Origin of the sequence: Bacillus hominis (assembly GCF_030348325.1) — a bacterium.
Lineage (GTDB): Bacteria > Bacillota > Bacilli > Bacillales > Bacillaceae_G > Bacillus_A > Bacillus_A hominis.
Genome location: NZ_JAUCFS010000005.1, coordinates 4,762,643 through 4,788,842 on the forward strand (window position 1 = coordinate 4,762,643; position 26,200 = coordinate 4,788,842).

Sequence of the window (26,200 nt, forward strand, 5' to 3'; positions counted from 1 at the left end):
TACAAATATTGACTTATAGCTATTCCGAACAAAAGAAAATCATACATGTCTACAAAATCTTTTAAAAATAAGTAGACAACTGTCTCACTGTATTCCAAGCAGAGAAACATTTCCTCCATAGACAGCGGATAAAAACAAAGACCTTATGGTATAATAAAAAGATTATCTTATTTAAAATAACACTCTGCTAGTCAAAGCTGATATCATCATAGACGAAGCTGAATGTTCGACTGTCAATGCTGAGGTTATTATTAACGAAGCTGAATGTTCGACTGTCAATGCTGAAGTTATTATTAACGAAGCTGAATGTTCGACTGTCAATGCTGAAGTTATTATTAACGAAGCTGAATGTTCGACTGTCAATGCTGAGATTATTATTAACGAAGCTGAATGTTCAACTGTCAATGCTGAGGTTATTATTAACGGAGCTGAATGTTCGACTGTCAATGCTGAAGTTATTATTAACGGAGCTGAATGTTCGACTGTCAATGCTGAAGTTATCATTAACGGAGCTGAATGTTTCACTGTCGGAGTTTATATTATAATAACGTTTATAAAATCTTAAAAGATGTGATTTTTGTATTTTATATGGTATAGCGTATTGTTCTCCTCTTATGCTTTTTACAAACATTATCGGTTATCCTGAAGCCATTTATACATGATGATACTTTATAGTAAACTTATATATATTATTACACCCACTTTATAACGTTTTACACAATCAATTATATTGCAACAAAACTTCTAATGATCGGAAATATGACACCTTATCTTTTCAGATAGTTTTAAGGGATTGTTATTTTATACAAATAAAGCTATCCAAAATAATCTTTGGATAGCTTTTCTAACTAACTATTACGCTACTTTTGTATCTTTTCTCTCGTGCCCACGTTGAACGATGAACAAGAAGATTGTTGATAAAACGGCACCTGTTAATAGTAAGATGAAGCAACCGTCCCAGCCAGAACGATCAACAATAACACCGATTGCTGCGTTTGCTACAAGACTTCCGCCCACATAACCGAACAGACCACACATACCAACTGTCGTACCTACTGCAAATTTCGGTACTAATTCCATCGCACTTAAACCGATTAAGAACTGTGGTACGTAAATTAAACATCCGATAATCGAAACGGCAATACTTACAACAAGTACGCTAGTCGCTTGCCAATATACAAACGTACCAATAACAACTCCAACCATACTAATAATACACAATGGCATACGTTTCCCTTTAAATAATTTATCACTTAAAAGACCAACAATTAATGAACTTGGAATTGCCATACCTTCAAAGATTGCGTATGCTGCATGTGCTTCATTTTTTGAAAAACCTTTAACTGTCGTTAAATAAAGTGGGACCCAGTTAATAACACCGAAACGAATTAAATAAACAAATGCATTCGCAATACATAAGAACCATACAAATTTATTTTTCACTACGTATTTCATTAAAATTTCTTTTGGTGACATCTTGTTAGCATTATCTGCTTTTTCAAGATTTTCATAGTCATTACGATACTCATCAATTGGAGGAAGACCTTCAGACTCTGGTGTATCCTTCGCATTGATCCAAACAAGAACTGAAATTACCATTGCGATAATCGCTGGGAAAATAAACACGCCGCCTTGCCAATGACTTTCACCGAAAATGCCTACACCGATTCCGACAAGTGGTGGCACAAGCATTCCGCCAACGTTATGTGAAATATTCCAAATGCCTGTTTTCGTACCACGTTCTTTCTTTGAGAACCATTTCGTCATAACGATACTACAAGGTGGTGCTCCCATACCTTGTACAATACCGTTCAGGACAAGTAATGTAACAATCATTCCAAAAGAAGATGCAAACCCGAAACAAATATTTACAAGCCCTGATAAGAATAATCCGACTGCGATAAAGCGCTGGGCAAAAGCTTTATCTGATAAATTCCCCATAAAGAACTTACTAAATCCATAAACAATCGCCATTACTGAACCTAGTAGTCCAATTTCAGCTGTACTAAAACCATATTCTTGTACTAAATACGTACTTGATAACGTAAAATTACTGCGAACTAAATAATAAGCAGCATATCCAACTGAGATTCCGATTAGCACACGAATACGTAGTAATGTATATACTTTAGCGATCATATCCGCTGGTAATCTCTCAATTGCAGGTGCTGGCTTAAGCCATTTAAACATATACTCTCGTCTCCTTTTCTCACTTTTGAGAGAGACGCTGTCTATTCCATATCTCGATTATTCCACTATTTGATATATTTTGGTTCGTCCTTCTAACCGGCTGTCCTTCTATTTCTTTCTCATTCTTCGCAAACATCGTTGGTACTCCAAACGAAACTTTTTCTAAAATGTGACCCGCTTCTTCTGATAAACAATAATCAATAAATAAATCCGCAATAATACCACTCGGTGCACGTTTTAGTTTTGAAATCGCATTGACAGACAAACCTGTTTGCTCAGGTTCGTTACTTAAAATAGGAAATCCTCGTTTTTGAAGCATTCTCTGATCTCCCATAAAATTGATGCCTATCATATATTCACCACTTGCCACAAGTTCTGCTGGTATGTAACCATTCACGGTTACTTCTCCAACCTGTCCTGCAAGATGCCTCACATACGCCTTCGCTTCCTCTTCACCTAAAGTATCAATAAGTGATTGAAAAAACGTATATGCAGTACCCGAAACATTTGGATCTGGCATAACAATCTTTCCAGTGTACGCAGAGTTTAATAAATCTTGCCACCTGGATGGATACGGTAGACCGAGCGGTGCTATTTCTTCGTTCCACCGCTCTTTATTAATTGCGATTGCCAATTTCTCTACTTCGTAACCGTACCAATAACCATCTTTATCTTTAACAGTTTTTGAAATACGATTCGCATGCTGGCTCGTCACAGGAATAGACAGATCTTTTTGCTTCATCATTTGATGTGCATCTACTGTACCGCCAATAATAATATCCGCTTTCGGATTTCCAGATTCCTCTTCCACTCTTCGAAGAAGTTCTTCTGTCGAAAGACGAATAAATTCATACGTACATCCTCGCGGTTTACAAAATGATGAAAGCAATGCCTCACCAACTTCCTCGCGGGCCGCTACATATGCAACAAGATGACGATCCTCCAAAATAGGGAGACCACTTTTATTATATTTAATAGAGGTTGTATCTCGAGAGCAACTAGACATCGCTCCTCCAATTACTAGCAAAAAGAAGAAAAAGGCTATCTTTCTCATGACGCATTCTCCTTTACGAATAACTCTGCTAGAGAGCCTTTCATATACATGACATTCCCGTTATTATCACCGAGATATTGCACAACAAAGTACGATGGATACACAGAAATCGTAAGAATATCCTCTCGCTCATTCTTTACACGCTTGCCTGTTTTATAGGCAGTAATATAAGCAGTCGGTTCATTCTGTGATTGTAATAATTTCTGAATTTCTCCGTAATCTGTAATTTGCTTTGCGTATCGAATAGAATCAAATATTTGCGTAAGATCTATAGTACGTATTACATCCCCTTGCCTCACTACAACTTCCTTTGCCTCCGCAAAGAAATTACTAATGCGCTCTGGTGTATAATACAGACTTAACAAATACGTTTGCAATACTGAAATCATCGGATCCGTACCATTCTTTCCGTATACATTAGCCTCATACTGGAACAAGTCACCTACTGCAAAAGTACGTTTATGTCCATTCAAGTACGTTACTTCTCCAGTAAATACTTGTTCTTGATTCCTCGCTTCTCTCGGTTCTACTCGAATTCGGTCAAAGAATGAAACAATCGTATGCAAACGAACTTCATCCGTTACAACAATTTCTCCCCACTTCTCATGCCTTACTTTCACTTCAGTAGGAAGGGATTCATTCACTCTTTGTAAAACGGCTTGTTTGTCATCCACAATCGTGATTCGATTATATATTTGCTTCTCAATAACATAAAACAAAATAAGAGAAACGATCATACAAAAGACAAACACAAGAATTTGAAATGATAGCCTTTTCATTTCTGCCTACCTCCAAGATAAAAAAACGTTGTTTCGAAAATACCGCATAATTGTTTCATAAATGTATCATTTAACCGCTTTCAAGTTTTTTATGTCTTCCATCCGTCTTGGGAGTAAAAATGTCATACATATTGTAGTTCCCATTTCTTCACTACTCTCAATTCGCATACTCCCGCCTTGCTTCTTCATAATCTCCTGACAAATGTATAAACCATAGCCATTCCCGTAACTAGAAGGAAGCACCTTACCTTCCGGAGACTCATTCCACTCTGCAAGCACACCTTCATCCATACCAATACCATCATCATGAACAAAAACCTTTGCTTCCTGCTCATTTATAATTACATTCATACGAACTCGCGTAGCATCACTATATTTAATCGCATTATCAAGCACATTCAAGAAAATTTGCTTCGTCTTATCAAAATCCGCAACGACGTGTACTTCCATTAACTCATTCATAACTTCAATTTCAAACTGCCGCAACCTGAGTTTCACAATCGAAACTGCTTCTTCCGCCAATTCCTTTATATTCACGACTGTAGGTGACACTTCAAACGTACTCTTCCCGTACTTTGAAGACTTAAGTAATTCCTCTACAAGTGATAATAGACGCTCACTTTCTACAGCCACATAACGGAGACTCTCCTGCACATCCTCCTTAGATTGTAACTTCGGAATTAAATCTACATAACCGATAATCGCTGTTAACGGTGTTTTCAACTCATGCGTAATTCGATCTAAGAAATCTTTCTGCTTCTCTTTCTCTTCCTTCAACTGTTTAATATGTAGTTCAATTCCGTCAGCCATCGCATTAAAGGACGCTGAAAGCTGCGCAATTTCCACATACTCATTTAACTCAATCTTACTTTCATAATCTCCATTCGCAAGCCGATGCGCCATTTGCCTTAACTGATCAATTGGTTTATGAAGAGACTTCGCCAAACGAATCGCAAAGAAAATACCGGCGGCCACTAAGCAAAGAGATGTCATTAAAAACGTCCAACTCACATTCGTTAAAACTTCCTTCTCATCCGTTAGCTCATTTATGAAACGAATGCTTCCAATGACATCGTTTCCATAATAAACCGGACTTGAAAACAAAAGAATTGGAGCGGGGTCTCCCTCCTCAAAAACATAAGACTTCTTTCCCTTCAAAGAACTCTCAATGTCGATATTTCGATGAAGTAATGCTCCCTTTTGTGTATCTGCAACAACATCTCCATTCTTCCCAATCATCTGTACCCGGACATCCATTCGCTTCGCTAAATAAGAAGCGATTAAAAGTGAATTAGGACCTAGCGTCTCTACTTCTGCTTCCTTCTCTAAATAATTCATCGTATAAATTTGCGCTTCCACACTTAACTTTTCTAAGGAATCTGCCGCATTATGATACACATTCTTCTCCAGTGCAATATAAACAACCGCATACAAAAGAACAAGAATTGGAATCAACAATCCAACTATTCCAAACACCATATTTCGTTTTAAAGACATATCATCACCTTTTAGCAATCAAGCTTATATCCAACACCATAAATCGTCTTAATATGCTCCCCACTATTCCCGAGTTTCTTTCGAAGTCTTTGCACCATAATATCAACCGCTCTCGTATTTCCGATATACTCAAATCCCCATACTTTCTCAAGCAACTCATCTCTCATGAACACACGCTGAGGATTCGAAACAAACAACTGACATAAATTAAACTCTCGATACGTTAACTGAATTTCTTGCCCACTCACATGTACCTTTCTTTCCTTTGGACAAATTACCAATTCCCCTGCTCGGATCACCTCATGAGTAGAAGACACTTCCTCCTTCCTCACACGCCGACTCATATTTTTCACACGAAGAATAAGCTCCGCATAATTAAAAGGCTTCGTCACATAATCGTCCGCACCAAGCTGCAAGCCAAGCAATTTATCATTCATCTGACTCTTTGCTGTCAGCATAAGCACTGGGATATCACGATCCTTCTCTCGGAATAAACGTAATAACTCATACCCATCCGTATCAGGAAGCATCACATCTAAAATGAGTACATCCGGCTGCTCATTCCATCTCTCTAAAGCTTCTCTCCCATTAGCTGCCGTCAATACTTCATATCCTTCCATCTCTAACTGCATCCGAATTAAATTGCGGATACTCGATTCATCATCAACTACAAGTATTTTCATCATCATCCTCCTTCCATCCCGTATTATAGTACAGTTTAGTATAGCAAAAATCATACAAAAAAAGAGAGGGTATTGTCGAACATATGTTGAACGACGATACCCTCTCTTTTCCATTTCTACTTACTTCTCATAGCCATGAGGTTTCTTCTGATGCCAATTCCAAGCATGTTCAATAATTGTTTTAACCTCTACATACTGTGGATTCCATCCTAATTTCTCTTTCGCCTTTTGTGAAGAAGCAACTAGACGTGCTGGATCTCCCGCTCTTCTTGGTGCTACTTCTGCTGGGATTTCATGATTCGTAACTTCACGAACAGCTTCAACGATTTCTTTAACGCTAAACCCATTTCCATTTCCTAAGTTGTAGAAATCACTTTCCCCGCCGTTTTGTAAATCTTTAAGACCAAGGAAATGAGCTGCTACTAAATCTTCGACATGAATATAATCGCGAATACAAGTACCATCTGGTGTATTATAGTCTTCGCCAAACATCATAATCTTCTCACGTTGTCCTAAAGCTACTTGTAAAACTAAAGGAATAAGATGCGTCTCGGGACGGTGATCTTCACCAATAATACCGTTTGGCGTTGCACCAGCTACATTAAAGTATCTGAAAATCTTATACTTTAAATTAGAAGCTTGGCTATACCAATGAAGCATCTTTTCAATCGCTAACTTCGTCTCTCCATACGTATTCGTTGGATTTGTTACCGTCTCTTCATTAATAAGATCAACATCTACCTCACCGTAAGTTGCTGCAGTAGAAGAGAAGATAAACTTATCTACTTTGAACTCATCCATTACTTCTAGCAAGCAAAGTGCACCATACACATTATTATTATAATATTGAAGAGGTTTCTCCATACTAACGCCAACTAAAGAATCAGCTGCAAAATGCATAACCGCCTCAATATTTTCTTGTTTAAAAACATCTCTTAGAAAACCTTTATCACGAAGGTCTCCTTTATAAAACTTTGCACCCTCTGTAATCGCATCTTCATGCCCAGTTTGTAAATTATCAACTACTACTACAGATAGGCCTTCATCTATTAATTTTTTTACAGCGTGAGAACCGATGTAACCAGCTCCACCGCATACTAAAATTGAACTCATGTTCTTCCTCCTGCTCATATGTTAGAATCTTATAGTTACTTCCCTTCACCTCGTCTAATAGTCTTACATTATATAATACTAATATAAAAACAAAAAATAAACCCAACTCTTTCCAAAAGAGTTGGGTTTATCCGTATTATTACTTATTTCAGCTCAAGATTTGCTTTTAATTTATTTGTTAAATCTTGCTTCGCTGCGTCCGGAACATAGTAATACCAAATACCGTCAGCTGCTTTATGTCCGTCACCTGGGATTTGAATATCTTCACTATTTTGCAAGCAATTCTTATAATTCTTTTGCATATCAAACATTTGATCTTGTGTTAAGTTTGTTTTCACGTTCTTTTGGATTGCTGTAAGTACATCTCCATAATTTGCTAAAGAAGATAAGTTTGCACCTTTTTTAATAACTGCTTGCATCACTTGGCGTTGACGCATTTGACGACCGAAGTCACCACGTGGATCTTCTTTACGCATACGAGTATACGCTAAAGCTTGATCACCTGTTAAATGAATATTCCCTTTTTGGAAGTCCTTTCCTTCAAGAGAGAATTCTAAATCATTATTTACATCAACACCGCCCACAGCATCAACAATATCCTTAAATCCTTCCATATTAACTTCTATGTAGTAATTAATAGGCACACCTAAGAATTTTTCGACTGTTGCGACAGACATATCTACTCCGCCAAACGCATAAGCGTGGTTAATTTTATCACTTTTTCCTTTACCGACAATTTCCGTATACGTATCACGAGGGATACTTAACGTCTTCATAGAATTGTTTTTCGGATTTAAAGTAATAACCATTAAAGAGTCAGAACGTCCTTTATCTTCACCGCGTTCATCTGCACCTAGTAATAGGATTGAAACAGGTTCAGATTTATTGATTTTTTCTTCTTGTTTATTATTTTGATCACGCTTTAAAGGTTTATGAACTTCATCTAATGTTTTTGAAACAGAAGAATATATATTATAAGCGTAGACTCCTCCACCTATAATTAATACTCCTATGATTCCTAATATCCAAAATAGGATTTTCTTTTTCATTATTATAGACCTCTTCTTTCCATCATTCTGAATAAATATCCGGATAATAAAAGTATCAATTTAGTCTCTTATACTAAGAATGACATTCTATAACCAGTATATCAAAGTATATTCTATCTTAAGTAACCTAAACCTTTGATGGATTTTCCTTTCCCAAAAGCATAATCAATATTATTTCACTTTATAATACTCTACATACCAATTAGCAAACTCCTGTAAGCCTTTTTCTATAGAAGTTTCAGGTTTAAAATCTACAGCCTTCTGTAATAAATCAGTTGATGCATAAGTAGCTGGTACATCTCCTGGTTTGATAGGCTCAAATACCTTTTCAAATGCAACTTCTCTTCCTAAAGCTTTACCTAGCGCTTTCTCTAATGTTTCGATAAACACCATTAGTTTTTCAGGATTATTATTTCCAATATTGAATACTTTATGTTCAACATCACCTTTAGGTGGATTACTCAAAAGACGTTGGATTCCTTCAACGATATCATCTATATAAGTAAAATCACGATATAGGTCATTTTCAAAATCACCGTTATTAAATATTTTGATTGAATCACCAGCAAAATACTTATCAGTAAAACCAAAGTAAGCCATATCTGGACGTCCCATTGGACCATACACCGTAAAGAAGCGAAGCCCAGTAGCAGGAATCTTATACAAATGACTATACGTATGAGCCATTAGTTCATTTGATTTCTTAGTAGATGCGTAAAGTGATACTGGGTTATCTACAAAATCTGTTTCCTCAAAAGGAACCTTTTTATTTGCTCCATACACAGAACTAGATGATGCATATACAAGATGATCAACTGGGTAATGTCTACATGCTTCGAGAACATTATAAAAACCAATAATATTACTTTGAATATATACATCTGGATTTTCAATTGAATATCTCACACCAGCTTGTGCAGCTAAATTCACTACAATATTTGGCTTGTACTCTTCAAAGATCTTAGTAATCATATCCTTATCAGAAATATCCCCTTTAATGAAGGTAAATTTCTCATATGGCTTAAGTTGCTCCAAACGAGCATATTTAAGATTCACATCATAATAATCATTTATATTATCAACACCTATTACTTTGCAACCTTGCCCTAATAATTTTTTAGATAAGAAGTATCCTACAAAACCAGCGGCTCCAGTAATAAGGTATATTTTATTTTTATCTAGAGGCTTGTAAATCACTGTTATTCAACTCCTTCATGCGATCTCTACTTGTTGATTTTCTACCAATAGAATGATATTCTATGCCTGCTTCTTGCATTGCTTGCACATCATAAATGTTTCTACCATCATAAATTAGAGGTGTTCGCATTAATGTTTTATAAATTTCTGGAGTTAATGCCTTCACTTCTCCCCATTCTGTGAAAATAAAGCAGACGTTTGCACCTTCTAAAGCTTGTTCAATATCCGTAGCATATGTGATATTACCGTTCTTATTTTTCCCCTCTGGATACACTTTAGCAAAGTTATTCGCACCTACTGGATCAAATGCATAAATATCTGCGCCTTGCTCTAACAGTAGAGGAATATTTTCAAGAGATGCAGCTTCTCTTAAATCATCTGTACCAGGTTTAAATGTCAATCCTAATACCACCACTTTAAGACCGTTAAAAGTAATTAATCTTTGACTCGCTTTTTTGTATAATAGAGTCTTTTGATCTTTATTTACATCAATGGCAGCTTTTATCGTTCTTAATTCATAACCGTTTTGTCTCGCTAAGTACTCTAATGCTTTAGTATCTTTAGGGAAGCATGATCCTCCAAACCCAATACCTGCATTTAAAAATTTGCTTCCAATACGCTCATCAAAGCTCATACCTTTTGCAACATCTTGAATATCCGCACCAACTAACTCACAAAGATTAGCAATATCATTCATATAAGAAATCTTAAGAGCTAGGAAATCATTAGAAGCATATTTAATCATCTCTGCTGATCTTCTATTTACTGAAACGATAGGTAAATGGAATGGTTTATACAGATCCATTAACACTTTTTCAGCCCATTTACTTTCTGTACCAATAACAATTCTTTCTGCATATAGCGTATCATGAACCGCAGATCCTTGAGCTAAAAATTCTGGATTTGATGCCACTTCTACTTTCACATCATTAACTAAAAAGTCCTGAATAAACTGCTCTACTTTGTCATTTGTTCCAATTGGAACGGTTGATTTTACAACAATAAGGCAATCCTTTTCTACACTTTCAGCAATTTGTTTTGCAACGGTTGCAATATATGAAAGGTTTGCAGAACCATCAGCTTGTTCAGGAGTTCCTACACCAATGAAAATTGCATCTGCATCTTTATATGCTGACTTGTAATCCGTTGTATAATTAATTCTTCCAGCAGCATAATTTTTCTGCATTAAACCCTCTAAATCAGCTTCATAAATTGGTGAAACACCTGATTTCATTAATTCAACTTTTTTCTCATCAATATCAACGCAAGTTACTTGATGACCAACCTCAGCAAAACATACACCTGCTACCAGACCAACATACCCTGTTCCTGCTACAGCTATTTTGTACATATCATCGTACCCTTCATATATAAATAAAATATCTTATAGGAGATTTAATCAAATTAAAAATTATTACTCAAATAATATCTTTAATTATTTTCTATCATATAAAATTAAGATGAAAGCCTTATCTATTTTTGCATAGCCTGTTATATATGCATCTTATTTATAATAGATTTTAAAACTAAATAAAAAAGCTATCACACCGTAATTACCTAATCTTATATATCACTATTATATTTATTCACATTTTTGATTCTTTATTTCCTTATAACTTTACTTAAAATAAGCTCTGGTAAAATAATTATAACTATACTTAATACGGAAGCTATTATTACAGTAAACATGGAACTTATAACCCATTCAAACAAGTTATTAATATTTAAGTTGATCTTTGTGGTGACACTTATACTTATACTGATAATTAACAAAACAATCAGCCCAATTATTTGAAAATAGTGCTGTTTCCAGGATTCTTTAACGATATGAATATTTGAGAATATTTTCAAACTAACCATTTTATAAATACTACTCAGTAATAACCCTAAAACAAAAATATCTATTGAAATTTTACTCCAAAAAATTAATATTATTAATATGAATACTATAACCTCAATGATAGAATGAATAATAGTTTTTTGAAAGTTACCATTAGCATTGACTAAAGTTTGATAAGGTACTTTTAAGCAATTTATAAATGTATACCATAAAAATAGGAGCATAGTTGTGTAACTATAATAATCTATATCGGCTCCAGAAGTATATATCTGTATAAACGTCTTAAACATGACACTTGTCGTAATCATTAGTATCAAAATAATCAAAATACCATATTTATTAAATTTTTCGTGCATATTTTTAATGTTAGCTTCTTTCTTTGTTGACAACGCATGACCTAATTGCGGCAATAGTGATTGACCGTATATTAAATTAAAAAAACTATAGAACGTTCCAAATATTAAATTATATACCGCAAAGATACTAGCAAAATTCGTATCTATAAATATACTTATCAAAATAATAGGTCCATTATAAATTATTAAGCCCAATATTTGATGTATTAACACTGAATCCCGTTGTTCTATTTTAATAAGTTGATACTCAGATTTCAAAACAATATTTTCATGTTTAAAAAACATATTCAGAATAGGCATTTTTAATAGCACTACTAAACTCAATATAAGCAATAACATTACGATATCAAAATCATAATATATACCTATAAGTGTAACTAAAATTTTAATAATCTGGGCCAAAATTTGTGGTATTTGGTATTTAAAAACCTCTTTGTTTGCTAAAAAATAAATGTAGTATTTTGTAGAAAAGGCAAAATCCAGGTAAGTACTTAGAGCTATTACAATAACTAAAAGAAATACATATACATTATTTATACTAGTATTTGCTAAAAATGCATATATCCCCGCACCTATAAAAGATATTAACATAAAGTAGTTTGCAATTTTCCTATAATAATAATTTATAGATTGGAATAAATCACTTATCTCTCTGGCATTTTTATTAGCTAATGGAGCATAAAACTGTCTTATACTAGCAGTACTCAATCCCGCCTCGACAATTTTCATGTAGCCTATAATTTGTAGGGCTGCAGAAACTAAACCATTTATTTCAGAACCATAATTAACAATAATTAATCTTGGCAATATTAATCCATAAGCAATATTTATAACTTGAAAAAAAATGTTAGTTATTATATTTTTATTAAGGTTACTTTTTATCATGAAACGCTCCCTCAGTATCTTTCACAACATTACTTATCAGTTTATCTTCCGAAATACTTTCTCATCTAATTCCCCCTAGATCCAAACTGATTATCTACATCTCTCTAAGCTACTTCATTTACTAAAAACATTAAAAAATAAATCATCCCGACAAGTTCGCTATTTTTCACATACCATAATCGAATGATTACATAGATCTCTACTTACCCTAGACAGATATATATTTACTTAATTCATCACTTTATATATTTAAATTTCAATACATAAATGAAATATTATAGTTGTTGTTTTTTCTTTATCGGTAATTAATGCTAACTTTTGATACTCTTCATCTATTTTTATAATAAATATAAGTAATAGCTCCCCTCACTTATTGCCTCAATAGAATGTTCCTTTTCCATTTACAGTAGTAAATGAAGGGAGATATTTCATAAATATATACCATTCGTTCATTAAATAGTATTAGCAACTATTTCTTTTCAAATCAATTTTTATTTAATAACAAGTTCTTTTAACACTTACTATTCAACCTTGAAACAATCGTATTTTAAAATATCCACAGACCTAAATCTCAAACTAATAAGGCATATCCCTATCTTCATAAACTTTGATTAGTCCAAAATCAGTTCATATGTTAATCCATATTTTATCTATTCAAACTCACTTAGTATTTCTTCTGCTTTATAAGACCAGCTATTAAATTTAATAAAATCCTTATATTCTTTTGAGTCAATATCAATCTTATTATTAATTACAATATCTAGCTTACTAGAAAATTCATCCATGCTCTTAGCAAATTTAATAAATGTGCATTCATCATAACCAGATACTGGAATAGTAACTACAGGAGTTGATGCAAAAATTGATTCCACAATTTTAATCGGTCTAGTTGCTTTCATGAACTCATTTTGCTTATATGGAACTATTATTGCGTTAAATTTCCTATACCAATTATGAATTTCAGCTTTATTTACTTCCCCATAATACTCTACATTCTTATACGTTGATGTAAGGTGCTCCATATAGCTTTGCATGTTGTTTTCAATATTGCCTACAAATCCAAAATGTATGTCTTGTCTTAATTTTATTAATTTTTCTAATAGATCACAATCTATCCAATCCCTAATATTTCCTATAATCCCAACCGAATTTTGGATAGGTTTTATATCTATATCATACTTTTTTTGCATAGCACCATTACCAACTACTTTAAGTTTATGAAGATATTCTTCCCTATTTTCTGTAAGTTTAGGGCTCATTAAATATAAAAATTCACCATTTTTACAAGCCATTTCATCATACATGCTACGCTTTGCATTTACTTGATTATTATGCGCATCATTTCTGACCTCATCCATAATATAATAATAAGAATTTATGTTTAAGTGCAATTTATCTAAAAGACTGGACCATACTCCCCCATAATGAAGAACATTAATCTGATATTCTTCTATATTTGGTACTATCTTTTTTAAAGAACGCTTTAATAATCTTACATTTAGCCAATTTATTATATTATTAGACACTTCAGGCCTTAATATATAAAGTGGACGTAATAGAATTAAATTATTTTTAAGCAATCTAGGAGCTTGCATTGCTTCTTTTATTCTAAAGAATCTTTTTTTCATTACTGAAACAAATAAATCTGCACCTATATTTACAACTACAGTAATATTATTAGATTGATTCCCCATTTCTTGCCAAAGCTCAATGTGATTTGCTTGATTGTATTCCTGAGGAACTATAATGACATTAATTTTTTTTTTCATATTTTTTTCCATTCCTTAATTCATTTCCTATAAAGAACCATGCTAATAGTTGTGTCGTACCTGGTCCAAAGGGTTGCTGATACTCAGAGATACTTGTGATAAATGAAATAATCAATAAATAATCAGATATACTTAAATCTGCCAATTTTACTGTAAACCAAGATTTCACTATTTTCCCTAAAAATAAAAAATAGATTATAAAATAACCTAAACTTAGCAATAATCCTTTTTTATATAAATTGTATAATAAAAAATTATGTGGGTCGAAGATAGATGATTCTGTCCCCATTTTTCCAAACCATAAATTATTTTTAAGAAATTCAATAGTAGCGACATAAACATCAAATCTATCACCACTAACACTATTCAAATCCTTCGTATCAGTATTTAAAAAAAATGATTCATATACAAAATCAATAATAGTATTGGCTGAAAATAACATTAGCAATCCTGAAAAAACAATTAAAAATTTAGCACTTTTCTTTGTTCCTACATTAAGAAATGTTTTTATGATTACCAAAACAAAACACACTATTATCGCAAGCATTGTCGTCCTATTCCTCAATAAAAATAAAGGTATTATGTTCATGATTAAAAGTATACTAGTAAAAAGTATTGGTGCTAGCTTTTCCCTAATAATACCTTTTTGGGAAAACAAGATATACAACAGTAATGCTATTGATACGCCTAATATCGCACCTATCTGATTCTTTTGTGCTAAAAAATATTGTCCACTAAGAGTAAGCCCGTTCCCAAAACTCAAGATTATATACCAACCAACTAGTGAAGTTAGCATGGCGTAGCAATAAATTAACCATCTTTGATTTTTAGTATGGAGATTAACATTATAACCTATAATAATTAATAGGAGGGGTACCAACAACGTGCTCTCAATTATAATATTAGTACCAAATATGATCGAATAGACTAATCCTATTAATAGGCTTATATAGGCAATTACTATCATTGCAATAATGGTATTATTCTTTAACCTTATTTGCTTTGTAACAAATAAAGCAAATAAAATTAATAGCATCAAAGCATATAAGATGTACCTTAAAATAGAATAAATACCTTCAACCATTAAAAATGCCTGCATTGCAACTGAATAACATGCAGTAAAAACAAAAAGATACTGTATTTTCTTGTTTTTTGGATTTGTTCTTATTTTATCTATCATCTTATAATTCCCTCAAAAACCTGAATATGTGTTTCAACCATTTTTTCTATTGTATATTCTTTCATCTTCTTAATATTTTCTTCACTCATATACTTCATAAGTTCTGTATTGCTTAATATGTTGTTTATCCTATCTGCTAAAGCAATCTCATTCTCAACAGGAACAATATAACCATTTCTATCATTTTCTATTAATTGCAATCCAGCTACACACCTGTCAGTAGTTATAATTGGTAACCCAAAAGACATAGCTTCATTTACTACTAGCCCCCAAGCATCCTGCCTAGTTGGTAATACGAATAAATCAGACGCTTTATAAAAAACACCTAACTCTTCTTTATTTTTAAAATCGATGAAATGTACATTTACTAATCCTAAATCATTCTTTAACTCATAATAGTCTTTGGTTATCTGTCCTCCAACAATATAAATGCCAACATTTTCACCAAGATTCTGACAGGCCTTTAATAATACATCGAATCCTTTTAAGTGAACAAATCTTCCCACAGATAAAACTATTTTATCTTCTTTCATCTTAAGCATATCTCTGTACACTAATTTTTCTTCGCGCTCTAAAGGTTTATCTAATATTTCAATTTCTTTTATAGAGGTAAAAGGATACCTTATAATATTCTTACTATCCGCACCATATTTTATATAATATTGATCATGTACCTCAGCAGTACTAAAATAACATTTTGCCTCTTTTAAAATATATTTTTTAATTACTTCCTTCAAAGATTGACCGCTACCTGGGAAAGCACCATCAGTTTCAATAGAATAATCAATTTTATTTAACCTTAGATATTCTATAGCAAGAATACCTGTCGGAGTTAGAGGGTTAGATACTACAATATGATCGTACTTATTATTTTTAATATATTTAATAACACCAGGGGCAATAGCTTTATCTATTCCAAGGTTTACCCCCTTCATAATTACTCCATTAAAAAAAGTACATTCGTACTCCAACCAACTTTTATCTCTCTCTGAGGAACCATCTCTCTCAAATAAAACGCTTAAATCACAATGTTGTCCGAGTTCGTTAAAAAATTCAACCCTGTAAGGTGATGGAATGTTAGTTAGCCATAATATCTTCATTTTTTTCACCACTTATGCCTTTAATAATTTTTATTGTAAGTGCCCAACCATTATTACTTACTTTCCTTGATTCATCTGCTTCAACAGGACTTATTTGGCCATTAATTACTTTCTCCATTAATTTAGCCAGCTGTTGAGGTTTAAATGGATCAAAAAAATATGCATTTGAATATCCATCTAATACTTCCCTTGAGAAAGGACAGTCAGCTGCTAAAACTATAGTGCCTATTTGTCGAGCTTCCACTAAAGGTAATCCTACCGTTTCTATATACGAAGGAAATATCAATGTAGATGTATTATATTTCTCCATAACTAATTCAAAAGGAATATCTCCTATAAAAGAAATATTTCCTACATCTTCTCTATCTTTAATAGTTAGTGAAATATTGTATTCTGAAATACCTTTTTCGTTTAATTCAACACAAGCATCATATATACATTGGTGATTTTTATATAAACTATTAGCTGCTGGATAAAAGAAATTTTTTCTTTTAAACTTCGTATCATTCCTCTTATATTTCAGATAATCTTCTATCGGAGGAAATATATTCACTATTTTTTTAGAGTCTATTTTAGTAGCTTTAATAACCGCTTCTTTTATCCATTGTGTTTGAACTATTGTTTTATCTGCTTCTTTTATAGATTTTTTTATTAACTTACCAATAAGATGTTGATAAACGGCTAAAGTCCTTTCTTCAGTCTTCAGTAAAGAAAAACTTTTTACATTTTGGAAAGGTATTGCTTGATGCATATATAAAACTTGTGGACATTTCACTCCAAATGTAATTGTATTTTGTAGTGAAAATACAATATCTGGATTTAATTTCGAAATAAAATCTTTACCACTATACAAATCAAATTTCAATCTGGCTAACCAACTTTTTTTGACTGTATCCAGTGTAATTACTTTAATATTATCAGTTTCTTCAATATACCTATCACTTAATAAAAATATCCACTCATGTTCTTTTGATTCTCCTGATTTGACAAGATAGTCATAAAAACTTCTTAGTATTGATAACGCACCACCCGAACTCGCTGCTATATTATTTATAACTATTCTCATTTTTCCCCCACACAACTCTATTTACATAATTTGTATATGAAAGGATAATTCTAAGCACCTTTTCTGCAACATTAGGCATGCTATAATCTTCAACAAATCTTAATGTATCCTTTTCTTGCACTTCTAATATTTCTAGACCTTGGATAATTCTCTCTTGCTGTAAACCAACCATCATAACAGAAGTTTCTTCCATCGCTTCTGGCCTTTCATGAGCCTGTCTAATATTAAGTGCTCTAAACTGTAGAATAGAGGATTCTTCACTAATAGTCCCACTATCACTAAGAACTGCTTTAGATTTAATTTGAAGTTTTACATAATCATTAAATCCTAAAGGTTTTAATGTCTTTACTAATGGATTGAATTCTATTCCTTTCGCATCAATCATATTTTGGGTTCTTGGATGTGTACTTACAATTACAGGCATATTATACTTTTCTGAGATAGCATTTAGACTACTTACTAAATTCAAGAAATTTATTTCTGAATTTATATTTTCTTCCCTATGAGTAGATACTACAAAGTATTTTTCTTCTTCGAGTCCTAATCTTTCTAATACATTTGATTCCTCAATATCCTTTTTTCTTGAATTAAGAACTTCAAACATTGGACTTCCTGTTTTAATAATTCTATCTGCTTGTATTCCTTCTCTGAGAAGATACTCTCTTGCAATATCACTATAAGTTAAATTAATATCAGCTGTATGATCAACAATTTTCCTGTTCGTTTCTTCAGGTACCCTTTGATCAAAACATCTGTTGCCTGCTTCCATATGGAAGATTGGGATTTGTCTCCTTTTTGCCGCGATAGCACATAAACAACTATTTGTATCACCTAGCACTAATAATGCTTCTGGATTAACTTCTTCCATAATAGGATCTATCTTAACCAATATATTGCCTATGGTTTCTACAGCTGTTCCAGTAGCTGCATTTAAAAAGTAATCCGGTTTTTTTAAATTAAAATCTTTAAAAAACACTTCATTTAATTCATAATCATAATTTTGTCCTGTATGAACAAGAATATGTTCTATCGCACTTGATTCTTCTAATTTATTAATTACAGCTGATAGCCTTATTATCTCCGGTCTAGTACCAACAACCGTCATAACTTTTAACTTTTTCATAAACTATACCTCCAAAAAGTAAGTATCTGATTTTTCAGGATCAAAACATTCATTTACCCACATTACTGTCACAAGGTTATTTTTCCCAACATTTACAATTGAGTGAGTGTATCCAATTGGTATATCAACAACTTGTAATTTTTCTCCACTCACTCGATATTCAATAATATCCTCGGAATCTATCTTTCTAAATCGAATTAAGCCTTCACCACTCACTACTAAAAATTTCTCATTTTTTGTATGGTGCCAATGATTTCCCTTTGTAATTCCTGGTTTTGACAAATTTATAGAAACTTGTCCTCTTTCAGATGTTCTAATAAATTCCGTGAATGCTCCTCTATGATCACTATTCATTTTAAGATCATATGCAAACTCGTCTTCTGGTAAAAAGCTTAAGTATGTACTATAGAGCTTTTTAGTTAAAGCATCTCCCATATTTGAAATACTTAAATTTGTTCTACCCTCTTTAAAGCTTTTTATTACATTCGCTAATTCCCCAAGCTTAATTTTATGTGTTATAGGCACAAAACAATGTTCACCCTGTATAGTCGGATTATGCTTCAAAGCTCTTGAAAACTCTTCCAATACATCATCTATATAACAAAGATTCAATTCTACATCCGGATCATTTACTTGAATATCTAACCCTCTAGTAATATTATGACAAAACGTAGCTACCACCGTATTGTAATTAGGTTTACTCCACTTTCCAAATAAGTTTGGAAGTCTATATATATAAGCTCTAACACCAGTTTCTTTAGAATAATTGAATAATATCTCTTCACCAGCTTTTTTACTTTTCCCATACGGATTATTATTTTCTGCCTGAATGGAAGAAGTAATAAGTACGGAGGCCTTATTACCATGCTCTTTTAATAAATGTAGCAATTGAGATGTAAACCCGGCATTTCCTTCCATAAATTCATTTTCATCTTTAGGTCTATTCACACCAGCTAAATGAAAAACAAAATCACATTCTTTCGTATACCTTTCAAGTAATGTAATATCATCTTCTCTAGAAAATTCGAATATATCTTCATAGCCCTGATTTTTAAGTTCGGCAACAAGGTTTTTTCCAAGGAAGCCCTTTGCACCTGTAACAAGAATTTTCATTAATTATCCCCGTCCTCTAATTCATTGTATAAACTTGCGTTTTATTCCATTCTTCAAGTTCTTTTTGCACATAATCTAATTCTAATAATTTTTCTTTAATTTGTTCAATATCAAGGATCTGTGTATTATCTGAATTATATTCCCCAATAGTAGTAAGTTTTTGATTTCCTTCAGCAAAATATTTATCATAGTTAAGATCTCTTCGATCCGCAGGAACCCTAAAGAAACCTCCTAAATCTTCCGCTACCACGTATTCTTCTTTTGTTAGCAGTGTCTCATAGCGCTTTTCTCCATGACGTGTACCAATTACTTTAATTTCATTATCAACATTAAATAATTCCTTTACAGCTTGAGCAAGATCACCAATGGTACTTGCAGGAGATTTTTGAACCATAATATCCCCAGCTACAGCATTTTGAAAAGCAAATACTACTAATTCTACAGCTTCTTCTAGGCTCATCAGGAATCTTGTCATATTAGGGTCAGTCACAGTTAAAGGTTGACCCGCTTTAATTTGCTCTATGAATAGTGGAATAACTGATCCACGTGAAGCCATAACATTACCATATCTCGTACCACAAATAAGTGTATTCTCTGGAGATACTGTTTTTGATTTTGCCACAAACACTTTTTCCATCATTGCTTTCGAAATACCCATTGCATTGATTGGATAAGCCGCTTTATCCGTAGATAAACAGATAGCTTTTTTCACATCATATTCTATAGAAGCCGTCAGTATATTATCTGTACCTATAATATTAGTCTTTACGGCTTCTAAGGGGAAAAATTCACATGAAGGAACTTGTTTTAATGCAGCTGCATGAAAAACATAATCTACACCATGCATGGCATTTTTAACACTTGCTAAATCCCTTACATCCCCCAAGTAAAATTTCAATTTGTCATTGCTATAAAGTTTTCTCATATCATCCTGTTTTTTTTCATCGCGTGAGAAAATACGAATCTCTTTTATATCGGTATCTAAAACTCTTTTCATCACTGCATTACCAAAAGAACCCGTACCACCTGTTATTAATAAAATTTTATCCTTAAACATATTAATGACCTCTTTTCATATTATTTGAAATGATTCATTATTACTTCATATGAGTTTCTTGCTGTATAATTTGCCTCTAAATATCTCCTAGCATTAATCCCCATAGATTTTCTCGATTCTCTGTTACACATTTGATTTAGCTTTTCATTAAAACTCTCACTATTACTACTTTCACACCACAGACCAAATCCACCATCTTCAATAATCTCTCCAATATCCGTATTTATATCAGTCGCTGCTAAAATAGGCATCGAAGCTTGCATATATGACAAAATCCTTGAAGGGAAATTAGGTATTGTAAATCTTTTATCAAGAAATATTAATCCAACGTCGCATGAACTTGCTAAAATATCATACTCATCCTTTGGTAATTGAGAAAATAATTGTGTATTAGTTAAATTTTCGTTATTAACGCAAGTTTTTAGCTTAGCGAACTCTGTCCCCGCTCCAACTATAACAAAGTGAACTTGATCATTATTTTTGTTAGCCTTGAGACACTCCATTAAAAAGTCAATTCCTTGTGGCTTCCCTAGATTTCCTCCATAAATAAAGACCGTTTTATCAATTGGTATTTTATATTTAGCCTTAACTTCATTACTCTTTCTTACATCCTTTTGTACATTTAAAGGTTCTATGCTATTCGGACATATTTCGACAATATCTGGAGATATTTCAGGGTTATTTTGCAGTAAGAAATTCACGTTAGCTTTTGACATACACCCAATATAGTTTGAGATGCTATACAATCTTTTCTCCTTATTCCTAAAATATTTATAAAGCAAACTCCCAATCCCTTTTTTCTTTATCATACCTAGATCTACTGCATTTTGAGGGAAAATATCTTTTAGTAATAGATATGTTTTTGCATTATCCCTTTTTTGTACGTATTCAACCGCCTTTTGAAGCGTTATTGGTGGCGTTGAATATAATACTAAGTCAAACTTAACATCTGAGAAATAATTTTTAATACCTTTTAGAAATTTAGACTCCAAGGTTAAAGTTGAAACACCCTTTTCAATCATATTAGTTTTTTGAATATTACCGATTTGTAGTTTTAATATTTTACAATTTTCCATATCAATCAACCGCGTGTTTTGCTGCTTTCTCTTTTCCGTCGGAGAAATAATATAGACGTGATGTCCACCTTTTACGAATTCTCGTATCAAATCAGTGTATATGCCCTTTTCTTTAATTGTTGAAAAATCTAGAAGTGTTAAAAACAAGACATTCATACATTAAACTCTCCTCACTGGAACCCCTACATAAGTTCTAGATTCAGTTATATCTCTAATTACCACGGCACCTGCACCAATTTTACAGCTATGTGTAATATTTATGTTATTACTTACTACGCTACCAATCCCCAATCAAGTACCTCTTCCAACTTTCACTGTCCTCGCTAATCTATCAATTATTTCTATTCCCATTGAAGTTTTTATGTTTCCGTTATCATCCAAAAAAGAAATATCCTGCCATTTATTCATTTTCAGTGCGATATCAGCTATAACTTTCCAGTGGCCACTAGCCCCTACTATAAGAAGGGGGTTTTCATAACCCTATACTTCCTTTGCCATTCCCTTTAAATGGCTCCATTGTAGCAGCAGTTTCTGAATTAATCCCTTCTCTAATAACGACTTTCTTAATCGTTAAAAGAATGATTTTCCAATCTGTAATAAAACTTACATTCTCAACATACTCTACATCATAATTAAACTTTTCTTCCCAATTAATAGCATTTCGACCATTAACTTGCGCTAACCCTGATAATCCAGGCCTAACTTCATGGCGTCGCTTTTGATGTTCATTATATAGTGGTAAATACTGAACTAATAAAGGCCTAGGTCCTATAATTGACATATCACCTTTAAAAATATTAAAAAGACCTGGTAGTTCATCAAGTGATGTCGAACGTAAAAATTTGCCGAACTTAGTAAGCCTTACACTATCAGGTAGTGGCTCACCTTTTTCATTCTTTTCATCTGTCATGGTTCTAAATTTATACATCTTAAAAACAGTTCCATGCAATCCTGGTCGCCCTTGTTTAAATAATATTGGGCTACCCAGTTTAGTTTTCACGAGAAAAGCTACTATAAGGAGTACTGGGCTAAGCATTATAATAGCAATTAAAGACAGTATAAAATCCATTGGCCTTTTTATAAACCGTCCATAGATGCCAACTTTGGGACTCCTCATTACGCTATCCACAACCCTTTAATAATTTTCACAACTCTTTCTAAATCTGCTTCTGTCATCTTCGTATCGCTTGGTAAACATATACCATTCTCAAAAAGTTTCTCTGATACATCTGTACCAACAAAATCATATTTCTCAAAGAATGGCTGCATGTGCATCGGCTTCCAAACTGGTCTAGATTCAATATTTTCCTTTTCAAGGGCTTCCATCACATCAATCGGTCGAATGTTACCGTTCAAAGTCATAGAACTTAACCAATAGTTTGGCTCATTCCATTCATTGCTAGGCATAAATTCAATACCTTCAAGATTTCCTAATTCTCTCTTATAAAAATCGAATATGTATCTTTTCTTCTGAACTCTTTGATCTAATACTTTAAGTTGCCCTCTACCGATTCCGGCAACTACATTACTCATACGATAGTTAAAGCCTAATTCACTATGTTGATAATGTCTTGCTTGATCTCTACTTTGAGTAGCCCAAAATCTTACTTTTGAAATTCGTTCTTCATTATTAGAAACGAGCATTCCACCACCAGAAGTAGTGATAATCTTATTTCCATTAAAAGAGAAAATACCATAATCGCCAAAGCTTCCCGTATGCTTACCTTTATAGTAAGTTCCTAAAGATTCAGCAGCATCTTCAATTAAAGCAACATTATGTTTCTTACAAAGTTCAATAATCTTATCCATATCTGCAGATAGACCATAAAGATGAACTACTATAACTGCCTTTACGTTTGGATATTTTTCAAATGCCTCTTCTAATGCTTTAGGACACATATTCCAAGTTTCATAATCACTATCTATGAAAACGGGAGTAGCATTTTGATAGATAATAGGGTTTGCAGTAGCTGAGAATGTAAGTGTTTGGCAAAAAACAACATCTTCCTCCCCTACTCCAGCTGCTTTTAGAGCCAGATGAATTGCAGCTGTCCCAGAAGATAGCGCTGCGGCTGCTTTAGAGCCAACTTTCGTTGCTAGTTCTCTTTCAAATCCATTCACATTTTCTCCAAGTGGTGCAATCCAATTTGTATCAAATGCTTCCTTCACATACTGCATTTCATAACCTTCATCACTCATATGTGGTGATGAAAGAAATATTCTATCTCCCATTTAAAAAACTTCCTTCCCCTAAATTAATTTTTAAGATTAATTTTATTATTTGCAATATCTAATAATCGTTCTCTTATTTCCTCGTTACTAATTTCCTCAAAATCATTCATAAACTGTCTTAAAATCTCTTGATCCATTAGAACAGCTTTTCCTATATGAATTTTAGGGAATATTTGCTCCGGATGAATTTCACCTTCATTTAATAACTCTTCATACATTTTTTCGCCTGGTCTTAATCCAGTAAATTCAATTCCAATTTCTTCAATAGAATACCCTGAAAGAGTAATTAAATTTTTAGCTAAATCAACAATCCTTACTGGATCCCCCATATCTAGTACGAACAATTCGCCACCCCTAGCTAGCGTTCCAGCCTGAATAACTAATCTTGAAGCTTCTGGTATTGTCATAAAGTAACGAATCATATCAGGGTGAGTAACTGTTACAGGTCCACCTTTTTGAATTTGTTTCTTGAATAATGGGATTACACTTCCTCTACTTCCAAGAACATTACCGAATCTAACTGCAACAAAACGTGTACCAGTACTAATGGATGCCATATGTTGGACAATCATTTCCGCAAATCGTTTTGTAGCTCCCATTACATTCGTCGGATTTACCGCTTTATCTGTAGAAACCATTACGAACGTATTTACTTTAAATGTATCAGCCGCTTCTGCTACATTTTTCGTACCAAAAATATTATTTTTTACAGCCTCTTCAGGATTACGCTCCATTAAAGGTACATGCTTATGTGCAGCTGCATGATATACGATATATGGTTGATGCTTGTTCATTATTTCAAAGATTTTATGTCGATCTTGAATATCAGCAATTTCTGTCGTAATTTCCACTGCATCTTTATAAGTAACTCGCATTTCCATTTCAATAGTATAAATGCTATTTTCACCATGTCCTAAAAGAACAATTTTTGCAGGATTATACTTCATCACTTGACGACAAATTTCTGATCCAATTGATCCGCCCGCACCCGTTACTAAAATCGTTTTACCTGCAATCTTTTCCCCGATGCCCGCGTCATCTAATTGAATTGGCTCCCTACCTAATAAATCTTCCACTTGTACATCTCGAAATTCATTAACAGAAACTTTGCCATCTAAAAGATCTTCAAGCATTGGTACAATTTGCGTTTTTGCTTTCGTTTTTGTACACTTCTCAAAAATTTCGTTTATTTGATTTCTATTTAAAGATGGAATAGCAATAATGATATGCTCTATATCATTATCTTCCACAATCTCTTGAATATGATTTGTTGTACCAACAACCGGCACATTATAAATCTCCAATTTTTGTTTATTTCTATCATCATCAACAAACGCAATTGGATATAGATCCGCTTCTTTATTATGTTGCAATTGTCTTACTACCATAGTTCCCGCTGAACCAGCACCGATAATCAATGTTCGTTTTTTATCTGTAGCTTTCGTAATATATGTATCGCGAAACATACGCCATACAAAGCGAGAACCACCAATTAATAATAAATGTAACATCCATGCGATTGCTAAAATTCGAACATAAATATCATGATTTATAATTTGTTGAACAATTGCTGTTACAATAATAGAAAGTGTAATTGCTTTAAATATTTGTATTAATTCTCCAACACTTGCATATTCCCACGCCTTGTTATAAAGCTTATAAATAGCCGCAAAAATATGATGACTACACAATAATGTAATAGAGCTAATAATTACTGTCGCAGGGATTTTGTTTAATACATTCGGATGTATGAACCAATAACTTAAATATACGGCGGTTAATACAATAAATGAATCTAATAAAATTAATAATGAGAGCCGTTTTCGATAACTCAATATACC

The 26,200-nt window shown here is 33.0% G+C and carries 23 protein-coding genes; 1 reads left to right on the plus strand and 22 read right to left on the minus strand.

The window, feature by feature from the left end; genetic code table 11:
- The first annotated feature begins 236 nt into the window (after positions 1-236).
- Positions 237-545: a hypothetical protein gene (locus QUF93_RS27435; RefSeq protein ID WP_142273901.1), complete on the plus strand. Its 309-nt coding sequence runs from the start codon at positions 237-239 to the stop codon at positions 543-545.
- 310 nt (positions 546-855) lie between these two features.
- Here QUF93_RS27435 and QUF93_RS27440 read toward each other — a convergent pair whose 3' ends face one another.
- The 22 genes from QUF93_RS27440 to QUF93_RS27545 all read right to left on the minus strand — a co-directional run bounded on the left by QUF93_RS27440 (position 856) and on the right by QUF93_RS27545 (position 26,194).
- Complete coding sequence (locus QUF93_RS27440; RefSeq protein WP_016130900.1) at positions 856-2,190, minus strand: MFS transporter; 1,335 nt, start codon at positions 2,188-2,190, stop codon at positions 856-858.
- Positions 2,191-2,209: 19 nt separating this feature from the next.
- The gene (locus QUF93_RS27445; protein WP_071743897.1) at positions 2,210-3,244 is read right to left on the minus strand and encodes an ABC transporter substrate-binding protein; all 1,035 of its coding nucleotides are present in this window, start codon (positions 3,242-3,244) and stop codon (positions 2,210-2,212) included.
- Positions 3,241-4,023 carry a DUF3919 family protein gene (locus QUF93_RS27450; RefSeq protein ID WP_016130902.1) on the minus strand — a complete coding sequence of 261 codons (783 nt, stop codon included), beginning with the start codon at positions 4,021-4,023 and terminating at the stop codon, positions 3,241-3,243. Before QUF93_RS27450 ends, QUF93_RS27445 begins: the two co-directional genes overlap by 4 nt.
- A gap of 66 nt (positions 4,024-4,089) precedes the next feature.
- Positions 4,090-5,520, minus strand: a complete 1,431-nt coding sequence (locus tag QUF93_RS27455; RefSeq protein ID WP_070145540.1) for a HAMP domain-containing sensor histidine kinase — start codon at positions 5,518-5,520, stop codon at positions 4,090-4,092.
- 11 nt (positions 5,521-5,531) lie between these two features.
- The gene (locus QUF93_RS27460; RefSeq protein WP_215580178.1) at positions 5,532-6,203 is read right to left on the minus strand and encodes a response regulator transcription factor; all 672 of its coding nucleotides are present in this window, start codon (positions 6,201-6,203) and stop codon (positions 5,532-5,534) included.
- A gap of 120 nt (positions 6,204-6,323) precedes the next feature.
- Positions 6,324-7,316 carry a UDP-glucose 4-epimerase GalE gene (galE, locus tag QUF93_RS27465; RefSeq protein ID WP_044439456.1) on the minus strand — a complete coding sequence of 331 codons (993 nt, stop codon included), beginning with the start codon at positions 7,314-7,316 and terminating at the stop codon, positions 6,324-6,326.
- Between the two features lie 143 nt (positions 7,317-7,459).
- The gene (tagU, locus tag QUF93_RS27470; protein ID WP_289375897.1) at positions 7,460-8,365 is read right to left on the minus strand and encodes a polyisoprenyl-teichoic acid--peptidoglycan teichoic acid transferase TagU; all 906 of its coding nucleotides are present in this window, start codon (positions 8,363-8,365) and stop codon (positions 7,460-7,462) included.
- 171 nt (positions 8,366-8,536) lie between these two features.
- Entirely contained in the window at positions 8,537-9,562 is a 1,026-nt protein-coding gene (locus QUF93_RS27475) for a GDP-mannose 4,6-dehydratase (RefSeq protein WP_289375899.1), read from the minus strand.
- On the minus strand, positions 9,540-10,913 hold the full coding sequence (locus tag QUF93_RS27480) for a UDP-glucose dehydrogenase family protein (protein ID WP_289375901.1): 1,374 nt from the start codon (positions 10,911-10,913) through the stop codon (positions 9,540-9,542). The genes QUF93_RS27475 and QUF93_RS27480 overlap by 23 nt, the downstream gene beginning before the upstream one ends.
- A gap of 251 nt (positions 10,914-11,164) precedes the next feature.
- Positions 11,165-12,643 (minus strand): polysaccharide biosynthesis protein, encoded by a 1,479-nt coding sequence (locus tag QUF93_RS27485; protein ID WP_289375902.1) that lies wholly within the window; start codon positions 12,641-12,643, stop codon positions 11,165-11,167.
- Between the two features lie 650 nt (positions 12,644-13,293).
- Positions 13,294-14,412, minus strand: a complete 1,119-nt coding sequence (locus tag QUF93_RS27490) for a glycosyltransferase (RefSeq protein ID WP_289375904.1) — start codon at positions 14,410-14,412, stop codon at positions 13,294-13,296.
- On the minus strand, positions 14,396-15,592 hold the full coding sequence (locus QUF93_RS27495) for an O-antigen ligase family protein (RefSeq protein WP_289375906.1): 1,197 nt from the start codon (positions 15,590-15,592) through the stop codon (positions 14,396-14,398). Before QUF93_RS27495 ends, QUF93_RS27490 begins: the two co-directional genes overlap by 17 nt.
- Entirely contained in the window at positions 15,589-16,692 is a 1,104-nt protein-coding gene (locus QUF93_RS27500; RefSeq protein WP_289375908.1) for a glycosyltransferase family 4 protein, read from the minus strand. The genes QUF93_RS27495 and QUF93_RS27500 overlap by 4 nt, the downstream gene beginning before the upstream one ends.
- Entirely contained in the window at positions 16,670-17,758 is a 1,089-nt protein-coding gene (locus QUF93_RS27505; RefSeq protein ID WP_289375909.1) for a glycosyltransferase, read from the minus strand. The genes QUF93_RS27500 and QUF93_RS27505 overlap by 23 nt, the downstream gene beginning before the upstream one ends.
- Positions 17,739-18,881, minus strand: a complete 1,143-nt coding sequence (gene wecB, locus QUF93_RS27510; RefSeq protein ID WP_289375910.1) for a non-hydrolyzing UDP-N-acetylglucosamine 2-epimerase — start codon at positions 18,879-18,881, stop codon at positions 17,739-17,741. The genes QUF93_RS27505 and wecB overlap by 20 nt, the downstream gene beginning before the upstream one ends.
- Before the next feature lie 3 nt (positions 18,882-18,884).
- Complete coding sequence (locus QUF93_RS27515) at positions 18,885-19,994, minus strand: capsular polysaccharide biosynthesis protein CapF (RefSeq protein WP_289375911.1); 1,110 nt, start codon at positions 19,992-19,994, stop codon at positions 18,885-18,887.
- 16 nt (positions 19,995-20,010) lie between these two features.
- Positions 20,011-21,051, minus strand: a complete 1,041-nt coding sequence (locus tag QUF93_RS27520; RefSeq protein WP_289375912.1) for a polysaccharide biosynthesis protein — start codon at positions 21,049-21,051, stop codon at positions 20,011-20,013.
- Positions 21,052-21,071: 20 nt separating this feature from the next.
- Entirely contained in the window at positions 21,072-22,283 is a 1,212-nt protein-coding gene (locus QUF93_RS27525) for a glycosyltransferase family 4 protein (RefSeq protein ID WP_289375913.1), read from the minus strand.
- Positions 22,284-22,418: 135 nt separating this feature from the next.
- Complete coding sequence (locus QUF93_RS29095; protein ID WP_434476099.1) at positions 22,419-22,586, minus strand: PglD-related sugar-binding protein; 168 nt, start codon at positions 22,584-22,586, stop codon at positions 22,419-22,421.
- A 13-nt stretch (positions 22,587-22,599) separates the two neighbouring features.
- Entirely contained in the window at positions 22,600-23,244 is a 645-nt protein-coding gene (locus QUF93_RS27535; RefSeq protein ID WP_289375914.1) for a sugar transferase, read from the minus strand.
- Positions 23,244-24,359, minus strand: coding sequence for a DegT/DnrJ/EryC1/StrS family aminotransferase (locus tag QUF93_RS27540; RefSeq protein WP_289375916.1), 1,116 nt, complete (start codon positions 24,357-24,359; stop codon positions 23,244-23,246). Before QUF93_RS27540 ends, QUF93_RS27535 begins: the two co-directional genes overlap by 1 nt.
- Positions 24,360-24,382: 23 nt before the next feature.
- Positions 24,383-26,194: a polysaccharide biosynthesis protein gene (locus QUF93_RS27545; protein ID WP_002184598.1), complete on the minus strand. Its 1,812-nt coding sequence runs from the start codon at positions 26,192-26,194 to the stop codon at positions 24,383-24,385.
- Positions 26,195-26,200: the final 6 nt, after the last annotated feature.